General features: G+C 69.5%; 23 protein-coding genes and 1 pseudogene. 6 read left to right on the plus strand and 18 right to left on the minus strand.

From position 1 onward, the window contains the following. From LQ771_RS12590 to LQ771_RS12620, 7 genes are all read right to left on the minus strand, one after another. A complete protein-coding gene (locus LQ771_RS12590; RefSeq protein WP_425491276.1) occupies positions 1 to 762 on the minus strand; it encodes an HAD family hydrolase in 762 nt (253 codons plus the stop codon). A 55-nt stretch (positions 763 to 817) separates the two neighbouring features. Beyond that, positions 818 to 973: a DUF3309 family protein gene (locus tag LQ771_RS12595; protein ID WP_275045640.1), complete on the minus strand. Its 156-nt coding sequence runs from the start codon at positions 971 to 973 to the stop codon at positions 818 to 820. 320 nt (positions 974 to 1,293) lie between these two features. Next, complete coding sequence (locus LQ771_RS12600; RefSeq protein ID WP_231349757.1) at positions 1,294 to 1,668, minus strand: YciI family protein; 375 nt, start codon at positions 1,666 to 1,668, stop codon at positions 1,294 to 1,296. Between the two features lie 60 nt (positions 1,669 to 1,728). After that, positions 1,729 to 2,280 (minus strand): ARID/BRIGHT DNA-binding domain-containing protein, encoded by a 552-nt coding sequence (locus tag LQ771_RS12605; protein ID WP_231349758.1) that lies wholly within the window; start codon positions 2,278 to 2,280, stop codon positions 1,729 to 1,731. Between the two features lie 116 nt (positions 2,281 to 2,396). Further along, the gene (locus tag LQ771_RS16020; protein WP_338030337.1) at positions 2,397 to 2,588 is read right to left on the minus strand and encodes a KGG domain-containing protein; all 192 of its coding nucleotides are present in this window, start codon (positions 2,586 to 2,588) and stop codon (positions 2,397 to 2,399) included. Between the two features lie 525 nt (positions 2,589 to 3,113). Continuing rightward, positions 3,114 to 3,728, minus strand: coding sequence for an OmpA family protein (locus LQ771_RS12615; RefSeq protein WP_231349759.1), 615 nt, complete (start codon positions 3,726 to 3,728; stop codon positions 3,114 to 3,116). A 281-nt stretch (positions 3,729 to 4,009) separates the two neighbouring features. Next, entirely contained in the window at positions 4,010 to 4,552 is a 543-nt protein-coding gene (locus LQ771_RS12620) for a hypothetical protein (RefSeq protein ID WP_231349760.1), read from the minus strand. 197 nt (positions 4,553 to 4,749) lie between these two features. Here LQ771_RS12620 and LQ771_RS12625 point away from each other — a divergent pair, with 197 nt between their 5' ends. Further along, positions 4,750 to 4,956 carry a hypothetical protein gene (locus LQ771_RS12625; protein WP_231349761.1) on the plus strand — a complete coding sequence of 69 codons (207 nt, stop codon included), beginning with the start codon at positions 4,750 to 4,752 and terminating at the stop codon, positions 4,954 to 4,956. A 19-nt stretch (positions 4,957 to 4,975) separates the two neighbouring features. Here the strand turns inward: LQ771_RS12625 and LQ771_RS12630 are convergent, their stop codons facing one another. The 5 genes from LQ771_RS12630 to LQ771_RS12650 all read right to left on the minus strand — a co-directional run bounded on the left by LQ771_RS12630 (position 4,976) and on the right by LQ771_RS12650 (position 6,471). Next, positions 4,976 to 5,197 carry a hypothetical protein gene (locus tag LQ771_RS12630; protein WP_231349762.1) on the minus strand — a complete coding sequence of 74 codons (222 nt, stop codon included), beginning with the start codon at positions 5,195 to 5,197 and terminating at the stop codon, positions 4,976 to 4,978. 181 nt (positions 5,198 to 5,378) lie between these two features. After that, a complete protein-coding gene (locus tag LQ771_RS12635; protein ID WP_231349763.1) occupies positions 5,379 to 5,585 on the minus strand; it encodes a hypothetical protein in 207 nt (68 codons plus the stop codon). Beyond that, on the minus strand, positions 5,582 to 6,007 hold the full coding sequence (locus LQ771_RS12640) for a hypothetical protein (RefSeq protein ID WP_231349764.1): 426 nt from the start codon (positions 6,005 to 6,007) through the stop codon (positions 5,582 to 5,584). The genes LQ771_RS12635 and LQ771_RS12640 overlap by 4 nt, the downstream gene beginning before the upstream one ends. 65 nt (positions 6,008 to 6,072) lie before the next feature. After that, a complete protein-coding gene (locus LQ771_RS12645) occupies positions 6,073 to 6,282 on the minus strand; it encodes a hypothetical protein (RefSeq protein WP_231349765.1) in 210 nt (69 codons plus the stop codon). Between the two features lie 48 nt (positions 6,283 to 6,330). After that, positions 6,331 to 6,471 carry a hypothetical protein gene (locus tag LQ771_RS12650; protein WP_231349766.1) on the minus strand — a complete coding sequence of 47 codons (141 nt, stop codon included), beginning with the start codon at positions 6,469 to 6,471 and terminating at the stop codon, positions 6,331 to 6,333. 100 nt (positions 6,472 to 6,571) lie between these two features. Between LQ771_RS12650 and LQ771_RS12655 the strand changes: the two genes are divergently transcribed. Next, the gene (locus tag LQ771_RS12655) at positions 6,572 to 6,760 is read left to right on the plus strand and encodes a hypothetical protein (RefSeq protein ID WP_231349767.1); all 189 of its coding nucleotides are present in this window, start codon (positions 6,572 to 6,574) and stop codon (positions 6,758 to 6,760) included. A 24-nt stretch (positions 6,761 to 6,784) separates the two neighbouring features. On the opposite strand, the gene LQ771_RS12660 is transcribed toward LQ771_RS12655, so the two are convergent. Continuing rightward, a complete protein-coding gene (locus LQ771_RS12660) occupies positions 6,785 to 7,264 on the minus strand; it encodes a hypothetical protein (protein ID WP_231349768.1) in 480 nt (159 codons plus the stop codon). Between the two features lie 199 nt (positions 7,265 to 7,463). Here LQ771_RS12660 and bla point away from each other — a divergent pair, with 199 nt between their 5' ends. Next, on the plus strand, positions 7,464 to 8,339 hold the full coding sequence (bla, locus tag LQ771_RS12665) for a class A beta-lactamase (RefSeq protein ID WP_231349769.1): 876 nt from the start codon (positions 7,464 to 7,466) through the stop codon (positions 8,337 to 8,339). Positions 8,340 to 8,439: 100 nt separating this feature from the next. Here bla and LQ771_RS12670 read toward each other — a convergent pair whose 3' ends face one another. After that, positions 8,440 to 9,357 carry a M14 family metallopeptidase gene (locus tag LQ771_RS12670; RefSeq protein WP_231349770.1) on the minus strand — a complete coding sequence of 306 codons (918 nt, stop codon included), beginning with the start codon at positions 9,355 to 9,357 and terminating at the stop codon, positions 8,440 to 8,442. Positions 9,358 to 9,520: 163 nt separating this feature from the next. On the opposite strand from LQ771_RS12670, the pseudogene LQ771_RS12675 reads away from it, so the two are divergent. Next, positions 9,521 to 9,676: pseudogene (locus LQ771_RS12675) on the plus strand (HupB); the annotation flags it as partial. A 69-nt stretch (positions 9,677 to 9,745) separates the two neighbouring features. Here the strand turns inward: LQ771_RS12675 and LQ771_RS12680 are convergent. Continuing rightward, the gene (locus tag LQ771_RS12680; RefSeq protein ID WP_231349771.1) at positions 9,746 to 10,336 is read right to left on the minus strand and encodes an OmpH/Skp family outer membrane protein; all 591 of its coding nucleotides are present in this window, start codon (positions 10,334 to 10,336) and stop codon (positions 9,746 to 9,748) included. A gap of 646 nt (positions 10,337 to 10,982) precedes the next feature. Here LQ771_RS12680 and LQ771_RS12685 point away from each other — a divergent pair. Together LQ771_RS12685 and LQ771_RS12690 are read left to right on the plus strand one after the other, a co-directional pair. Next, complete coding sequence (locus tag LQ771_RS12685; RefSeq protein WP_231349772.1) at positions 10,983 to 11,603, plus strand: SEC-C metal-binding domain-containing protein; 621 nt, start codon at positions 10,983 to 10,985, stop codon at positions 11,601 to 11,603. A 100-nt stretch (positions 11,604 to 11,703) separates the two neighbouring features. Further along, positions 11,704 to 12,600 carry a hypothetical protein gene (locus LQ771_RS12690; RefSeq protein ID WP_231349773.1) on the plus strand — a complete coding sequence of 299 codons (897 nt, stop codon included), beginning with the start codon at positions 11,704 to 11,706 and terminating at the stop codon, positions 12,598 to 12,600. 78 nt (positions 12,601 to 12,678) lie between these two features. Here LQ771_RS12690 and LQ771_RS12695 read toward each other — a convergent pair whose 3' ends face one another. The 3 genes from LQ771_RS12695 to LQ771_RS12705 form a co-directional block, all read right to left on the minus strand. Then, the gene (locus LQ771_RS12695; protein WP_231349774.1) at positions 12,679 to 13,095 is read right to left on the minus strand and encodes a DUF3465 domain-containing protein; all 417 of its coding nucleotides are present in this window, start codon (positions 13,093 to 13,095) and stop codon (positions 12,679 to 12,681) included. 107 nt (positions 13,096 to 13,202) lie between these two features. Beyond that, positions 13,203 to 13,811: a hypothetical protein gene (locus LQ771_RS12700; protein ID WP_231349775.1), complete on the minus strand. Its 609-nt coding sequence runs from the start codon at positions 13,809 to 13,811 to the stop codon at positions 13,203 to 13,205. A gap of 187 nt (positions 13,812 to 13,998) precedes the next feature. Continuing rightward, a complete protein-coding gene (locus LQ771_RS12705; protein ID WP_231349776.1) occupies positions 13,999 to 15,270 on the minus strand; it encodes an MFS transporter in 1,272 nt (423 codons plus the stop codon). Positions 15,271 to 15,339 lie beyond the last annotated feature (69 nt).

Below are 15,339 nucleotides of genomic sequence, written 5' to 3' on the forward strand. Positions count from 1 at the left end.
TCAGCGAGCGGCCAGCGATGCCGACGCGCGTTCGCCAAGATGCGCCACCGCGGCCGGGATGCCCGCGGGCGCGTCCACGCTGACCATGCGTTCCTCCCCGCCGGTGAGGCCCGTCTCCAGCTCGTGTGCCCAGGTCACGTGGTAGGGCATGTGCACGCCCCAGCCGCCGAGCGCCAGCACCGGTTCGATGTCCGAGCGCAGCGAGTTGCCGACCATCGCGAACTGCGCCGGCGAAAGATCGAACTCTCCCAGCACGCGGCGGTAGGTGCCCTCGTTTTTTTCCGACACGATCTCGATGCGCCCGAACAGGTCCGACAGGCCGGACTCGGCGACCTTCTTCTCCTGATGGAACAGGTCGCCCTTGGTGATCAGCACGATCGCGTGCCGCGCGGCCACCGCCTCGACCGCCGCGCGGATGCCGGGCAGCAGTTCCACGGGATGCTCGAGCACGGTCTTGCCCAGTTCGACGATGCGATGGATGTCGCGCGCCTCGATGCGTGCTTCGGTCATGGCGATGGCGGTTTCGACCATCGACAGCGTCATGCCCTTGGCGCCGTAGCCGAACAGCCTGAGGTTGCGTCGCTCGGTCGCCAGCATGCTGGTCTGCACCTGGCGGTCGGCGACGTCGACGTAGCGGGCGAGGATGGCCTGGAACTCGGCGCCGGCGGCCTGGTAGAAGCCCTCGCTGTGCCAGAGGGTGTCGTCTCCGTCGAATCCGATCAGTTTCAGCATGGGTGTGTGCCGTGGGTGGGAGCTGCCCATTCTCCCACGCGCGGCACGCACAGGCCGCCCCGGGGGGGGCGGCCACCTCAGGGCATCAGTGGAAGACGCCCAGCAGCCAGAGCACGATCACGATCACGATGATCAGGCCCAGGCCTCCGCTGGGGCCGTAGCCCCATGAGCGCGAGTAGCCCCAGGTCGGCAGGCCGAGCAGCGCGAGGATCACCAGGATGACCAGGATGGTAACCAGCATTTAATTACTCCTTGCCGTTGAGAGTGCTTGCCATCGTGCGCGCCCCACCCGTTCAGGGCGTGTGAGCCGGCGGAGCGGGAAACGTGCAGACGCTGAACAGGCGACCGCGCCCTCGCGGCGAAGGTTGGGAAAGGGTGAAACAGGCGCCAATGCCGGATGATCCGCCGCCGGTGGAGCGTCCGAATTCCTGAGACGGCACCCGCCTATCGTTGCCCGGTCGCGCGGTCCTCCGCCGCGGGCATCCGATCTGCTTGGCAGTGGCTCGGTTTTTCATGGCCGCGTCCCTGTGCAGGACGCGGCCTTTTTTTCAGGTCACCGTTTCAGGCGCCCACGCGTCGGCGCACCGCGTCCATGTCGCGCACCGGACGCACCTCGATCGCGCCGATGCGTGCCCACGGGAAGGCCCGCGCGATGCGCATGGCGTGGTCCAGGTCGTCGGCCTCGATCAGGTTGAAGCCGGCCAGGTATTCCTTGGTCTCGGCGAACGGCCCGTCGAACACGGTGGTGCGCTGCTGGCGCACGCGGAACGAGCGCGCGGTGGAGGGCGGTTCCAGTTGCTGCGAGTCAAGCACGCAGCCGTCCGCGCGCAGTTCGTCGGCATGTGTCAGGCAGCCGCGCATGAGCGTGTCGAACTCCTCCTCCGGCATGGCCTGCAGCAGGGCATCGTCGACGTACACCATCATCAGGAATTTCATGGCAAGGCTTCCGGCGAGGGGGGCGGCCGATTATGGCCGTCCCCGGCAACCGATGCAGCTTCAGTGCAGGCGCTCGACCACCTGCTTGCCCAGCGCCAGCACGGCGGGACGCAGCGTGGCCGGATCGCGATCCTCCACGCGCAGGTTGATCTGGCCCTGGTAGGGACCCACGCGCAGCTTGAGGCCGGCCGCGCCTTCGGTCTCCGCAAGGAAGGCCTCGTCGCCCAGCCCCGGCACCGGCGTGACGCCGATGCCGCGCCCGGTGAAGTCCTCGCGGTGCGCGGCGAGCGCCTGGCCGGCCTGGTCGGCCGAGGCCATGCGGGTGAAGTCGATCAGCAACTTGGTGCGGTAATCGCCCGGCTGCGGCTGGTGCAGGTAGGAGCACATGCCGCCGGCGCCCGACTTCTGCTCGGTGACGGTGTCGGCGCCATTGGCCTGCAGGATGGCGGCCACGTCGGCCACCGGCATCAACCGGCACAGGTCCAGCGGCTGGTCGGCGACGGCAGGCGCGGAGGGCGCGGGTGTGCTGGCGCCCGTGTCGGCCGCCTGGTCATGCGACGAACAGCCGGCCAGCAGCAGGCCGCCCAGCAGTGCCACGTGCAAACGCTTCATCGGAGCTTCTCCCTAGGGCCGCACGTCGCGGCCGGGCGATGATAGACGGGCGGGCTCCGGACAGGCGAAGGGCGGCCCGGTGGCCGCCCTTCGCACTGGCAATGGACTGACGGGGATCAGTCGTTCTTGTGGCTCTGCTGGCCCGCCTTGACATGCTGCTCGTGCGTGCCACCGCTGCTCTGCTGGCCGGCCCGCACATGCTCTTCGTGCGTGGCGTGGTCGCCGCCTCCGGCCTTGCCGCCCTTGCTGGCGATCTCACGCTGCTTGTCTTTGTCCATCGAAGCGAAACCGCGCTTGTCGTCACTCATGGCGTTCTCCTGTCTGTGGAAGGAAAGTCCGCCTTGCTGGCGAACGCTTTCCACCCTACCGAGGGGGTCATAAAGAAGCCCTTAGCTGAGGATCAACGGGCTCCTCTACAGCGTTCCGTTCACGTTGGCGGTGCGCAGTGGCCGCGCGGGCGATCGCGCCGCGCAACCTGTGGGGCGAGACTAATTCGCGGACGTCGGATTCGAATGGCATCGCCCGTGAACGGGCTCGCACAGGTGGTGCGCACGTGCATGGGCCGCGGAACAAGCGACGTCCGATGAAGCACGCAGGCGTGTCGGGCGGTGCCGGCCGCGCAGGCACGCAACAGTGGTTGCCGAATTGCCACGCTGCTGACCGTGATCGCCGACGCGACGCTGGAACACATGCACCGGGCGGAGCGCGCCCGGCCGCGAGCGAGAGCGTGTCGCCATGTGCGACTTCGCCCACCACACAAACGCGTGGGGCGGACCGAAGCCCGCCCCACGGAACACTCCGGACCGGCCCTTCAAGAGCCGGATCGGGCCTGGTCAGCCCGTCGTGCCGGAGGACATCGTCTGCTCACCGGCCGACTGCCCGGCAAAATCCACCACCAGCGTCACGCGGCGGTTGGAGGCACCGGCCTCGCGCGTCTTGCCACGCTCGACCTGGCGGTCGCTTGACTCGCCGTAGCTGACCGCACGCAGGTGATCGGCGGACAGCCCGCTCTGCACCAGGTAGTCGCGCACCGCCTTGGCACGGCGCTCGCCGAGGTGGCGGTTATAGCTGGCCGAGCCGGCCGGGTCGGCGAAGCCCTCCACCGTGATCACGGCATCGGGATAGTGCTGGCCGACGACCTTGGCGAAGTCATCCAGCAGCGGCTTGTCTTCGTCGCGAAGGGTCGAGTCGTTGAAGGCGAAGTGCGCCGCGGTGTCGAGCCGCACGCGGCCGGCCATCTGCGAGATCTGCGCGTCGTACTTGGCGAAGCGCTGCTGCATCTCCTGGGTCAGCGAATCGAGCTGCTGTTGCTGCTTCTGGTCGTTGGCGCGCAGCTCGGCAATCGCGGCGTCGTAATCGGCTTTCTTCACGTAATTGGTGCAACCGCCAAGCGCGATCGCCGTGACCATCAGCGACCCCGCGGCCCACCGGAATGTCGAGTTGACCATGTGCGCCTTCTCCTTCATGAGCGAGCCCTTGGCGGGTGCCTGCCCGGAGGACAACCACCAACCGTCGGCCCAGAGCCTCGGACCCTAGCACCCCCTGCCGCCCGCTACCTTGACGTTTCCTGACTCGGACGGCCAAACGTGCGCGAGGGCACGCAGGGGGATATCCAGCGGTTTAGGAATGTGGAGATTGTGATAAGGCGCGGGCGGTGTGCGCGCGAGCGCCAGCCGCCTCCGCGGCCCGGGGCGGCGCGGCCTCTCCGGGGAGAACGAAGGGTCGGGTGTCAGACCTGCTGATCGCGCTGCGCGTCGTTGCCGCTCTGGCCGCCCTGGATCACACCCTCGTCCGGCTCCTGACCGGGCACGTGCGCCGGCGCCATGCGCGCGGGACCGCCCGGCGAGCCGGCGGTGCCGCCCCGGTTGGGCGAATCCGCGCCAGTGGTGCGGTCAGCCGGATCGCGCGGCACGCCGTGCACGCGGGGGTCCTGCTGTGCGCCCAGATCGGCTGCGGCGCCGGGCGCGCGCGACGCCGGCACGCCGGTACTGCCGCCGGAAACGTAGTCGCCGTCGTCGCCGCTGAAACCCTGCTCGGCGCTGCCCTTGCGCGCCGGACCGCCCTCGTCCGGCGACAGGCCCGGCGGATCGACCCGCGGCAGCCCGCCAGGCAGACCGGCGGCGGCGTCCGACTCCTCGCGAGCGGCCTGGGCCACCTTGCGGCTGATCCCGCCCTGGCTCTGCGTGTTGGAGCCGGCGGTCTTGCCCTCGGCGTCCGGGGCCATCGGGCCTCCGACAGGCTCGCGGCCGCGCTCGTTGCGTTGGTTGCCCATGGCGATTTTCCGTTGCTGTGCGTAGCGAACAGTCTGGCGCGATGCCTGTCAGGGGCGTGTCGAAAGGGCTGGCGGCCTCATCGCCACGGCCATAGCGTCCGCATTACAGGCATCTAACAAGGTTCGGTGCACATTCAGCATCCGAGGCAGCGATTCCGTCCGCCGCCATGCTCAGCTCGACGGTTTGAGGATGCCCTATGAACCCCCACGCACAGCTTCCCCACCTCTCTCCGTGGTCCACTCCCCGGTGGCGTCAGCTCGTGCTGCGCCTCGGCCGCCAGCTGGGCCTGATCGCCGAGCAGGCACCCGCCCTTCCGCCGAGCCGTCGCCAGCAGCTGCTCGCGGCACAGGACCGGCGCCGCGCCGAGCTGCGGCGCGCGGCCGAACTGGCGCGCGGCCGCTGAACCTGAAGCTCGCGCCCCTTCAGGGGCGGCAGACCCAATAGTAGAAATCCTCCGCGATGACCTTCTCGCCGGCTTCCGGCGCATAGCCGTAACGCGCGTGCTCACCCCGCGCAACGATCTGGCGGGCGAACGCATCGGCCAGCCGCCGCGTGGGATCGCGGCCGAGCAGGAACGCCCGGAAACCGTCGTACCTGATCCGCTCGATCCTGGCATCGGATTGAATGATGTGATCGGCATCCACCGGCTTGGCTCCTGCCGGAAGGGACGCGCCGGCACGCGTGCCAAGCGTCGCCTGGCGTGACCAACCTACGTCGGTCCGGGTGAAGCTGCCGCGCGCGGTGAGTCGTTGCCGCCTGCATCGACCTGATGAGCGCCGTCACCACGCCGCATCTTCAGTTCCGGACCGACACGCACCCCGCCGCTCACTGGTCGCTCGAACGCACCAACGCGAGTCCGGCCGGCGTCAGCTCGAGCACTGGCGCGCCCTCGCACACGCGACCGGGCCGGCGCACCAGCCCCGCCAGCATCAACCGGGCCACCGCCGGCTCGGGAACGGTGGCGCCCTGGCCTTCGGCCACGCGGGCGAGGTGGGCCAGATCGTCGAGGTCGAGGTCGAGCTTGTCGTTCATCGTTCGTGTCCCTCGATGGTGTCCCGTGCCCACGCAAACGGCCACCAACCCGCTCCGTCGCGCGCATAGCGATCGGCGGCCCGCTCGAAGGGATTGTGCACGCTGACGCCTCCGCACAGCAGGTACAGCGGCAGGAACAGCGGACCCAGCGCCATGTACTGGTACACGTGCGCGCGCTCGTGATCGGCCAGCGACACGCACGGCTCGACCGCACGCCCGGCCCGATGCGCGTAGGTCGTGCAGGCCACGTCCAGGTGCTCGCCGGTGTGCAGGATCACGTTGCCCAGAGTCAGCGCGCCGGAGGCGACCGGTGGCATCCGCGCGAACACCAGCGCCAGCTCGGCCGGCCGCCACTGCGCGCGCGCGCCCATGACCAGGCCGAGGCCACCGGCGAGCAGGCCCAGCAAGGTGTTGGGCGCCATCCACAGTGCGCCCAGTGCCAGCCCCGCTCGCGCGGCCAGGCGAGAGCAACCCGGCGCGCACGCCCTCAGCAGGAACCCACCAGTTCGTGCGCGAACGAACTGGCCGCCGCCATCGCCTGGTCCTCGTCGCGGAAATGCTCGCCGGGCACCACCCGCAGGGTGCCGTCCGGAAGACGCACGGTGACGCTCAGCAGTCCGTCGGACTGTTCGTTGATGATCGCCACGAAATGCTTGCCGCTGTCCTCGAAGGTGCGCTCATGGTGGGTGTGCTGCATGGAAAGCTCCTCGTCGGTGGATGTGTTCCATCTTGCGGGCGGGCAGCGTTAACGCAAGCGGACGCGGCTGAACCGGCCACGGATCGGCGGGAACAGGATCGTGATCAAGGCGCCGTCGCCCTGCTTGCGCCCGGCCACCGCAATGCGCGCCTGGCGGCCGGCGTCGGCGGCCGCGAACAGATCGTCCACGGCCATCGGGCTTGGGGACGCGCATCGCCGGCACGCCATGCTCACACCCACTTTCGCGTCAGTGCCGACAATACCCGCAGGTCAACCATCGAGAAGGCGCATGATCACTTCACCTCCCGGCAAGAACGACCGACCGCACCGCGATCCGCACGCGGGCGGCGACCGGGACGAGGACATGCCCGGGCGCCCGGCGGACACGACCGCCAGCGGCGATGCCACGAACGATACCGGCGAGGACAACCAGCGCCAGAAAGGCGAGCGTCCGGCCGACGATTACATCCGGCCCTGAACGCCTGTGCGCGCCACGCTGCTGTCAGAGGCCTGAATTGCCCCGCGTCTGCGGGCTGGACAACTCGCTCAGCGCGAGCTTCTGTCGCTGGTAGTCGATCAGCAGCTGGTTGGCCTTCAGGTACTTCTTTTCCTTCAGCGCGTCCTGCATCAACCGGGCGATCTCCTGGTCGCTCTTTCCACGCAGCGACGTGTGGTGCGAGCGCGCCGCCAGGTCGGGATCGTACGCATCGGCGACCCGTTTGGCCCCTGCCGGTGACATGCCCATCTGTGTCCAGGCGTCGGCGAGCTTGCCACGCAGCGTCTCCAGGTCGGCCAGGGAATCCAGATAGCCCTGCTGCTGGGCCCGGGTCATCGACTTGACCCTGCTCTGGCTCTCCCGCGCACGCAGGTCCTGGAAGCTCTGCACGGGCTTGGAATGCTGCGTCGGCTGCTGCGAATTCTGCTGCGCAATTGCCGCCGGGGCTGCCAGTACGAATGCGAGGGCGAACACCAGAGATTTCACGACCTGCCTCCTGAGGTTGGGCCGACCGCGCGGGCCAGCGTGCGGAAGTCCCTTGCTGCACTGCGCATCGTATACCCGCAACGGCGACACGCGCATGCGTGCGCGGAACCGGCGGCGCCCGACAAATGCCCGCGCCCGGGCCGCGAACACGCACAGCGTTCCCGCAGGATCCTGGCCCTTGATTCCCGCGAGCCACTTCATGAAACGCCGAGACTTCATCAAAGGCAGCCTGCTGGGCGCCCTGCTCCCTGCCGCACTTGCCCAGGCCACACCGGACGGCGGCGTTGCTCCCGGCCCGGCCGACAGGCTTGCCGCGCTGGAACGCCGCCACGGCGGCCGGCTGGGCGTGGCGATTCTGGATACCGGCGACGGCCGTCGCGCGGCACATCGCGGCGACGAGCGGTTCCTGATGTGCAGCACCTTCAAGGTGCTGACCGTGGCCGCGGTGCTGGCGCGGGTGGACCGCGGCCACGAGCGGCTCGAACGGCGCATCGTGTTCGGCCCCGAGGTGCTGCTCCACTACGCGCCGGTCACCCGGCTGCACACCGGCACCCCCGGCATGTCGGTCGAGGAGCTCTGCGCCGCGACGCTGACGCTCAGCGACAACACCGCCGCCAACCTACTGCTCGCCGCGCTCGGGGGTCCCCACGCGGTGACCGCCTTCGTGCGGGAGCTGGGCGATACCGTGACCCGGCTGGACCGCACCGAGCCTGCGCTCAACGTGACCCGGCCGGGTGACCTGCGCGACACCACCTCGCCACGGGCCATGCTGGAAACCCTGCGGCACCTGCTGCTCGGTGAGGCGCTGGCGCAACCGTCGCGGGCGCGGCTGCTGGCCTGGATGCGCGGCTGCCTGACCGGCGCCGACAAGCTGCGCGCCGGCCTGCCGGCAGGGTGGAGCGCGGGTGACAAGACCGGCAGCGGCGCGCAGGGCGAGAGCAACGACATCGCCATCCTGTTCCCGCCCGGCCGGCCGCCACTGCTGGTCACCGCCTACTACGCCGCGCCAGCCATCGACGCGCGTCGACGCAGCGCCGTGCTCGCCGAGGTCGGAGGGATCGCAGCGATGCTCTAGCGGGCGCCGGGGCGCTTCCGCGGCAAACGCACTTGGTCGCTTTGCGCCCGCGCTCGGAGCGGGTGGTGCGCGCGGCGCCCGCTACGCCGGGGAGGCCTGCCTACGCGCCAAGCGCGAACTCGATCGCCGCGCGGACTGCCGCCACCTGGGCCTCGTTGCACTGTTCCGCGGTCGCCTTCGGGCTGTCCGGATAGACCTCGGTGGTGGTCTTGTAGCGCGCCCTGGTGATGCCGGCGCACAGGCCCAGCTGCTCCAGCGGGTAGTGGATGACGCCCGGCGCCATCACGGGCGAACCGATGATCTCGCCCCTGGCGTCGGCGGGGGCGATGTGGGTGACCCGGGCCACCGCCGCGATCACCGCCTGCTGGAAGTCCGGTTGCGGGCTGGCGCTGTCGTCGACCAGATAGAAGCCGTCGGGGATCTCGCCGGGCTCGAACGCCACGCCATCGCGCGCGGCCAGCGCCGGGCGGAACTCCGACTCGTCCGTATCGGTGGTCTCGTGCAGGTCCACGTGCACCAGCACGCGATCGCGGATGGGGGCGACCAGGCGCATGAGCGCGGCCGATTCCTGCGCCGGGCTGTCCTCGCGGAAGGAACGGTTCGGGTCGATCGCGTGCGCGTTCCAGCGGTGGATGCGCTCGTAGGCCCATGGACTGACGCACGGCGCGATGAGGAGATTGATCCGCCCCTCGTAGCCGGGCGCGTGTTGCGCGGCGAACTTGAGCGCACCGTGCACGCCGCTGGTTTCATAGCCGTGCACGCCACCGGTCACCAGCGCGCAGGGGAGATCGTCGCGCCAGTTGCGGCTCCTGATCGCGAACAGCGGGTAGCTGTCGGGCGGGTAATCGAGCTGGCCGTATTGCACGACGTCCAGATGCGGCCGCAGGCGGTCGATCGTCGCCAGCACGTCCGCCTGGTAGCTGCGCTGGCGTGTCTGCCGCGCCAGCCACGCCGCCACTTCCGCAGGTCCCCAGGCGACGCCGGGCGTACCGATCGGATAGGAGGCATGGTTCGTCATCGCGTCGCTCGCTTTGCCATCGAAGCGACGCACTGTATCACCGCGTGCGGATTGCTCCGCCCCCGTCCAGCGCTTGCCTTTACGTGACGGTCGTCGGCTCGCGACCTCCCGTTAACCGCGCAACCGCTAGCGTCGGGGCCCAGCCAACCTGAGGAGCCGTGCCATGCCCAAGGGCGACAAGTCCTCCTACACCGACAAGCAGAAGCGCGAGGCGCACCACATCGAGCAGAGCGAGAAGAAGGAAGGCAAGTCGCAGGAGACGGCCGAGCGCATCGCCTGGGCGACGGTGAACAAGCAGGACGGCGGCGGCAAGAAATCCTGACCGCCGCGCACTGCTTCGGGCAGGGCCCGTCCGGACCGGACGGGCCCCGCTCCCGGCACATGGTGCTTACTTGCCCGTATTGCTGGGCAGCGGTTCCAGGTTGAAGCTGATCGTGGTCATCTTGCCGTCCAGGCCCTGCACCACGCCCGGGGTCAGGTCGTTGGTCATGTTGCCGCCCAGCACCGAATCGCGGTCCAGCAGCAGACCGCAGTTGTGGCTCTTGTAGACGCTGGCGACGATCGGCTCGGCTTCCTGGCCGATGCGCTGCATCGCCTTGCCGCGAGTGAGCTGGATGCGCTGGTCGAGTTCGCCCGCCTGGCCGCGGAACGTCTGCAGGCGCTGCTGCAGCGCCTCGCCCTGCTTCTTGCGCTCGGCCTCGCTCAGTGAAGGCGCCTTCTGCTGGAAGGCCTTCAGGTCGGCGTCGAGCGGCTTGCGCTGGTTCTCCAGCTGGGTGCGCGCCTGCTCTGCCAGTTGCCCCAGCCGCTGACTCGCCGCCTGGCCCACCTTGGACTGCGCGAACACCGCCTCGCGCGACAGCATGCACACCCCCGCCACGGCGTTGCCGCCCAGGTCGGCGGCGCGTGCGGGGACGGGAACGATGGAAAGGCCGGCCGCGGCGACCAGCGCGGCGGCAAGGAACGAACGCGAAGGATTCATGACGGGCAGTCCGGTATGGGTGATGATCCGTGGACCCGATCGGGACACGGCAGTTCCCCAGCATACCGGAGCGGCGCTCACCCCTGGCACCCGACAAGGGACACCCGCCCGCAGGCGTTCCTGTCTTTGCACCTGCCGATCGAGTTGCCCTGCCTGCCTCTGCATGGGCGGGGCCAGGAGCCGGTTCTGGCTTGCGAACATCGATCCTCGGGCATGTCCCTACCCGGCGAGCCGGCTGCCGCCGGCGACGGATTCCGTCCACCCCGTTCGCGGACATGCGAAACGCAAACGTCGCGCTGAAGTGGGCGTGCGCGGAACGACCAGACCGCGTCCCTGCGTGTAGCCGGGACGCCCCAGGCAAGCATGCGAGTCCCCCGCTTCCCGTCCGCTGTCCGCGTCGGCACGCGGCCTCGTGCTTCGATATTGCCTTCGCAAACGCCGTGGCAACCTTGCGACCGGGCAATCCCCGACGGCGGGACGGCTTCGAAGACGACGGCACCGGGCCACGCCCGCGGCGTGCGAGCCCCATCGCGCCATCCACCCGCCCATGGCGGCACGACTGCCGGTGCCGCCGCTTCCATGCGTCACGCCCGATGCCACCGACATGCCTGCCAGAAGGCGGAGCGAACACTTGAGCGAGGTTTCGATGTTCACGACCACGACCCCTGCCCGGATCGACCCGCCCATGCGACGGCTGATCGACACCGTGACACCCGGCGGCCAGGCCCGTTACCTGCCCGTGCGGCCGACGCCCGACGCCACCGTCAACGGCTGCTTTTCCAATGTCCGCGCCAAGGTCGCGCGCGACGGCGGGCGCCGGCTCTGCGGCTGGCAACTGTGGGAGTGGCCGGGCGTGCTGGTCGAGGCCGAGTTCCATGCCGTCTGGCTGTCGCCCGGGGATGAGATGGTCGAGATCACGCCCAAGCCGCATGGCGAAGACAGGATCCTGTTCGTGCCCGACGAGCGGCGCGATTACCAGGGCGAGGTGGTCGACAACGTACGCATCGCCCTGCACGACGACCAGCTGGTGCAGCACTTCATCCGCGTGTCCAGGGCGATCGTGCAGGTCCAGGCGCGCAACGGGCAGCCCGCCGGCCCCGGACAGGTGCGGGTCCCGGCAGAACAGATCGCGCCGCTGCGCCAGGCTCAGCATTTCCTCGGCTACGCCATCGACGCGCGGCTGCGCGAACACGATCCATGCCCTTGCGGCAGCGGCGTGCGCTACCGGCAATGCCACGGACACGAGCTGGAGCTGGCGCTGGCCTGATGCGGCCATGGGCGCGAGCCGGCGGCCGGTTCTTCTTACCGGGCCGCCCGCCCACTATGCTCGCGCGGACGGCGCGGGGGCGCCGACCAGGGGAATCACCATGACGACTCGTTCCAATGGGCCGGCGGCCGGCTTCGGCTGGCTGACGCGTGGCATCGACGTGGCGCGACGCCACCCGGGGCCGTTGCTGGGAGGCGCGGCCCTGCTGCTGGTGGCCTGCCTGCTGCCTTCGCTGGCCACGCTGCCGTTCCAGATGCGCGCCATGCAGCCTGGCGCGCAGCCAGGCCCGGCCTTGTTCGGCGGGATGATGCTGCTCTCGATGCTGATCGCCTTGCTGCTCGTACCGCTCTATGCGGGTTACCTGCAGGTCATCGATGCCGCCGAGCGCGGGCAACGGGCCCGCGCGCGCGACATCTTCAAGCCGTACGTGCGGGGCCAGGCACTGCGCCTGATCGGCTACGCGCTGCTGATGATGGTGGTCTGCGTCGCGCTGGTGGCCGTGGTGCTGGTGGTGACCGGAGGCGGACTGGCGAGCTGGTACATGCAGGCGATGGCGGCTCAGGCAAACCACCTGCCGCCTCCGGGCCTGCCGGCCGGCTTCATGACCGCCTTCGCGCTGTTCAGCGTGCTCTGGCTCTTCATGATGGGCTTCTACGCGATCAGCCTGGGCCAGGTGTCGCTGGGCAACCGCGGCGTGTTCGCCTCGATCGGCGACGGCGTGGTGGGTGCGCTCAAGAACGCGCTGCCGCTGCTGGTGTTCGCCCTGAGCATGCTGCTGGTCTGGGTCGTGGCGACCATCGCCATCGTGCTGCTGGTGCTGGTGGTGACCCTGCTCGCCAAGCTCGTCGGCATGTGGCTGGTGTTCGTGCTGGCGGTACCGCTCTACATCGCGATGATTCTGGTGCTGTACGCGATGATGTTCGGCGTGATGTACCACCTGTGGCGCGACGTGTGCGGCGACGCCGAGCCGCCGACCATGGCAACGGCAGCGGCCTGACGGGCAGCCGTTTCCCGCCGGGGAAGGCGGCCGCGGGCCGCCTTCTTCTTTTTCGCATCCCGCTGGCGCCGGGTCGGGCTACTGGAACGTCTGGCCGTCGTGCCTGAGCCATCCCGCGGCGTGGCGTCCGGCCGGATCGCGATGCGTCCAATGCACGACGCCACCCTTCGGATTGGACTGGTACTCGCCGCGGTACTCGACCCTGTCGCCGACCTCCAGATCGCTCACGCGCGGCGCCAGGTCGATGTTGTGCGCAATGAGCAGGGTCTGGCCGGAAGGCAGCCGCAGGATGAAGCGCTGGTGCCGGCTGCCCTGCTCATCGTCGGGCAGGATGCGCGTGACGATGCCGCTCCCGTGTACCTGCGTGTCGTCGGCCGCGGCGTCCAGACGCAGCCCGGACGGCGGCAGCTCCGGAGCGGAGACCCGGGTGTCGAGACGCTGGTAGCCCGCGAAGGCGACCACCACCATCAGCAGCACGCCCAGCAGTTTCTTCATCGGGACCGCTCCTCCGGCATCAACGCGCCACGCCGCCTTTCGCACAGGCCGCCGCGTGCATGAAGCAGCTCATCGTCGCGCCGGCGCATCGCGCGGTGCGCTGCGGATCAGTCGCTGGGAATGTCCTGCGCGGACGCCTGCCGGTACACCAGCTCCAGCGACTCGCCCCGGAGCGCGTGACAGGCCTTCGCCGGCTGGACCAGGTTCTTCCAGGGATCGCAGACCACGGCCTCGTCGTTCCAGCTTCCCGGATCGGCCGCATCCGTCGACCCGTCCCGCCCGACGACGACGAAGCCGTGGTCGCCGTCCTTGACCTGGATCCAGTCCAGCGGGAACACCTTCCAGTGGTCGCGCAACCGGACGAAGGCGACGGCACTTTGCACGCCGCAATTGCCGCAGTGGAACCTGAGTCCGTCCCGCGACCAGATTTCCATCATCGCCTTGGTCAACCGCCGGCTCCCCCTCAGGTAGGGGCGCCCTGCCGCCTGGGCCGCGTTGCCCTCCGCCCTGGAGTCGCTCATGATCGTCCACTGCTGTGCCAGATGCGCGCCCAGGCCCATGGTGATGACGGTCGGTCCCAAGGGGCCGAACAACGCCATGCTGCCGCTGTAGAACCGCCAGTCGTTCGAAGCGCCGAGGAACAAGTTGGCTTTGACATACGCCTTTGCCTCGAGGGCAGCAGCAAGGTAACGCTCCCGTTCCAGAACAGCCGCCATGCCCATCTCCCTATGTCGTTTCCGTTGACCTGGAGGCGCTGGAGGTCAGCAGGCAACCCGGCGCCGCGGCGCCCATCTTCCTATGATTTGCATACCGGCGTCGCGGGACCACGGCCTCCGCCACGGCCGGCCCCCGGCCGCTGCGCGCGGAGGTGCCACCGACCGCGGACGGTTCCGCGGCCAGTCATCAAGAGCGCCCCTCCGGCATCCCGCCGGCCGCGACCGGCACCGGGCCTTCCGCCCCTTCCCCGCCGGAGTGCAGGTCCAGCGCGCTGGCACCCGTGTTCACCATCGGCACGAAGGCGTCGTCCGGGGTCACTTCGCGCTTGCGGTGGACGAAGCGATGAAACGCGTAGGCGGCCAGCGTGCCGTCGAGGAGCGCGAACCAGACGAACAGCAGCTTTGGCCCGAGCAGGCTCATGAGCGTGCCGGCCAGCAGCGGACCGAGCGCCGAGCCGATTCCGTTGACCAGCAACACCGTGCTGGACGCCGTCAGCAGCTCGTCGCGGTGGATGTAGTCGACCAGGTGCGCCACGGCGATCGGATACAGGGTCAGGCTCATGCCGCCGAAAAGGAAGATCACGGCCAGCGCCGCCATGCCACCGGGGCTGGGCAGCAACAGGTTGGTCAGCGCGGCCAGCGCCGCCACCGCGCTGATCAGCGACAGCGCCAGGCGCCGGTCGATGCGATCGGAAAACCGGCCCAGCGGCCATTGCAGCACCACGCCGCCGGCAATGCCCACGCTCACGTAGGTGCCGACGCCTGCCGGTTCCAGGCCGCGCGCCGCGGCGTACACCGGCAACAGGCCCCAGAACGCGCCCAGCGCCAGGCCGGAGAGGAGCGCACTGACCAGCGCGGTCGGCGCCAGCCGGAACAGGTGCCCGATCCGCACCCGCGGCACCGAGCGGATGTGCGGTTGCGGCTGGCGGCTCGTCACCACCGGCAGGCTGGCAGCGCAGAACAGGATCGCCACCACGCAGAACAGCACGAACCCCTCGCCCTGGATGCGCAGCAGCTGCTGCGCCACGGCGCTCGCGCCCAGGTTCACCATCATGTAGACGGCGAAGACCGAGCTTCGGTGTGCCGGGTCCGCCGAAGCGTTCAACCAGCTCTCGATGATCGCGTACAGGCCCACCAGCAGCAGCCCCTGCAGCACTCGAAGCGCCAGCCACACGCCGTACGCCGGATCGAGCGCCTGCACCAGCACCACCAGGGTCACCAGCGCCGTGCAGAACGCGAACGTGCGGATGTGGCCGATGCGGTGGGTGAGCCGCGGGACCGTGTAGGTGCCGACCAGGAACCCGGCGTAATAGGCCGACGTCAGCACGCCGATCATCGCCACCGAAAAGCCCAGCGTCCGTCCCTCCAGCGCGATGTGCGAGTGGAGCAGGCCGACGCCCATGAGCAGGAACACGGTACTCAACAACAGCGGCGTCGAGGTGCGAAGGTTGGTCAGCATGAATGGGCGGCAAGGGAGTCGAACAGGCATCCTACCGCCCCGGGCCTGACGGGCTCCGTGACGGGCTCG

This window comes from Frateuria soli, from assembly GCF_021117385.1.
GTDB lineage: Bacteria > Pseudomonadota > Gammaproteobacteria > Xanthomonadales > Rhodanobacteraceae > Frateuria_A > Frateuria_A soli.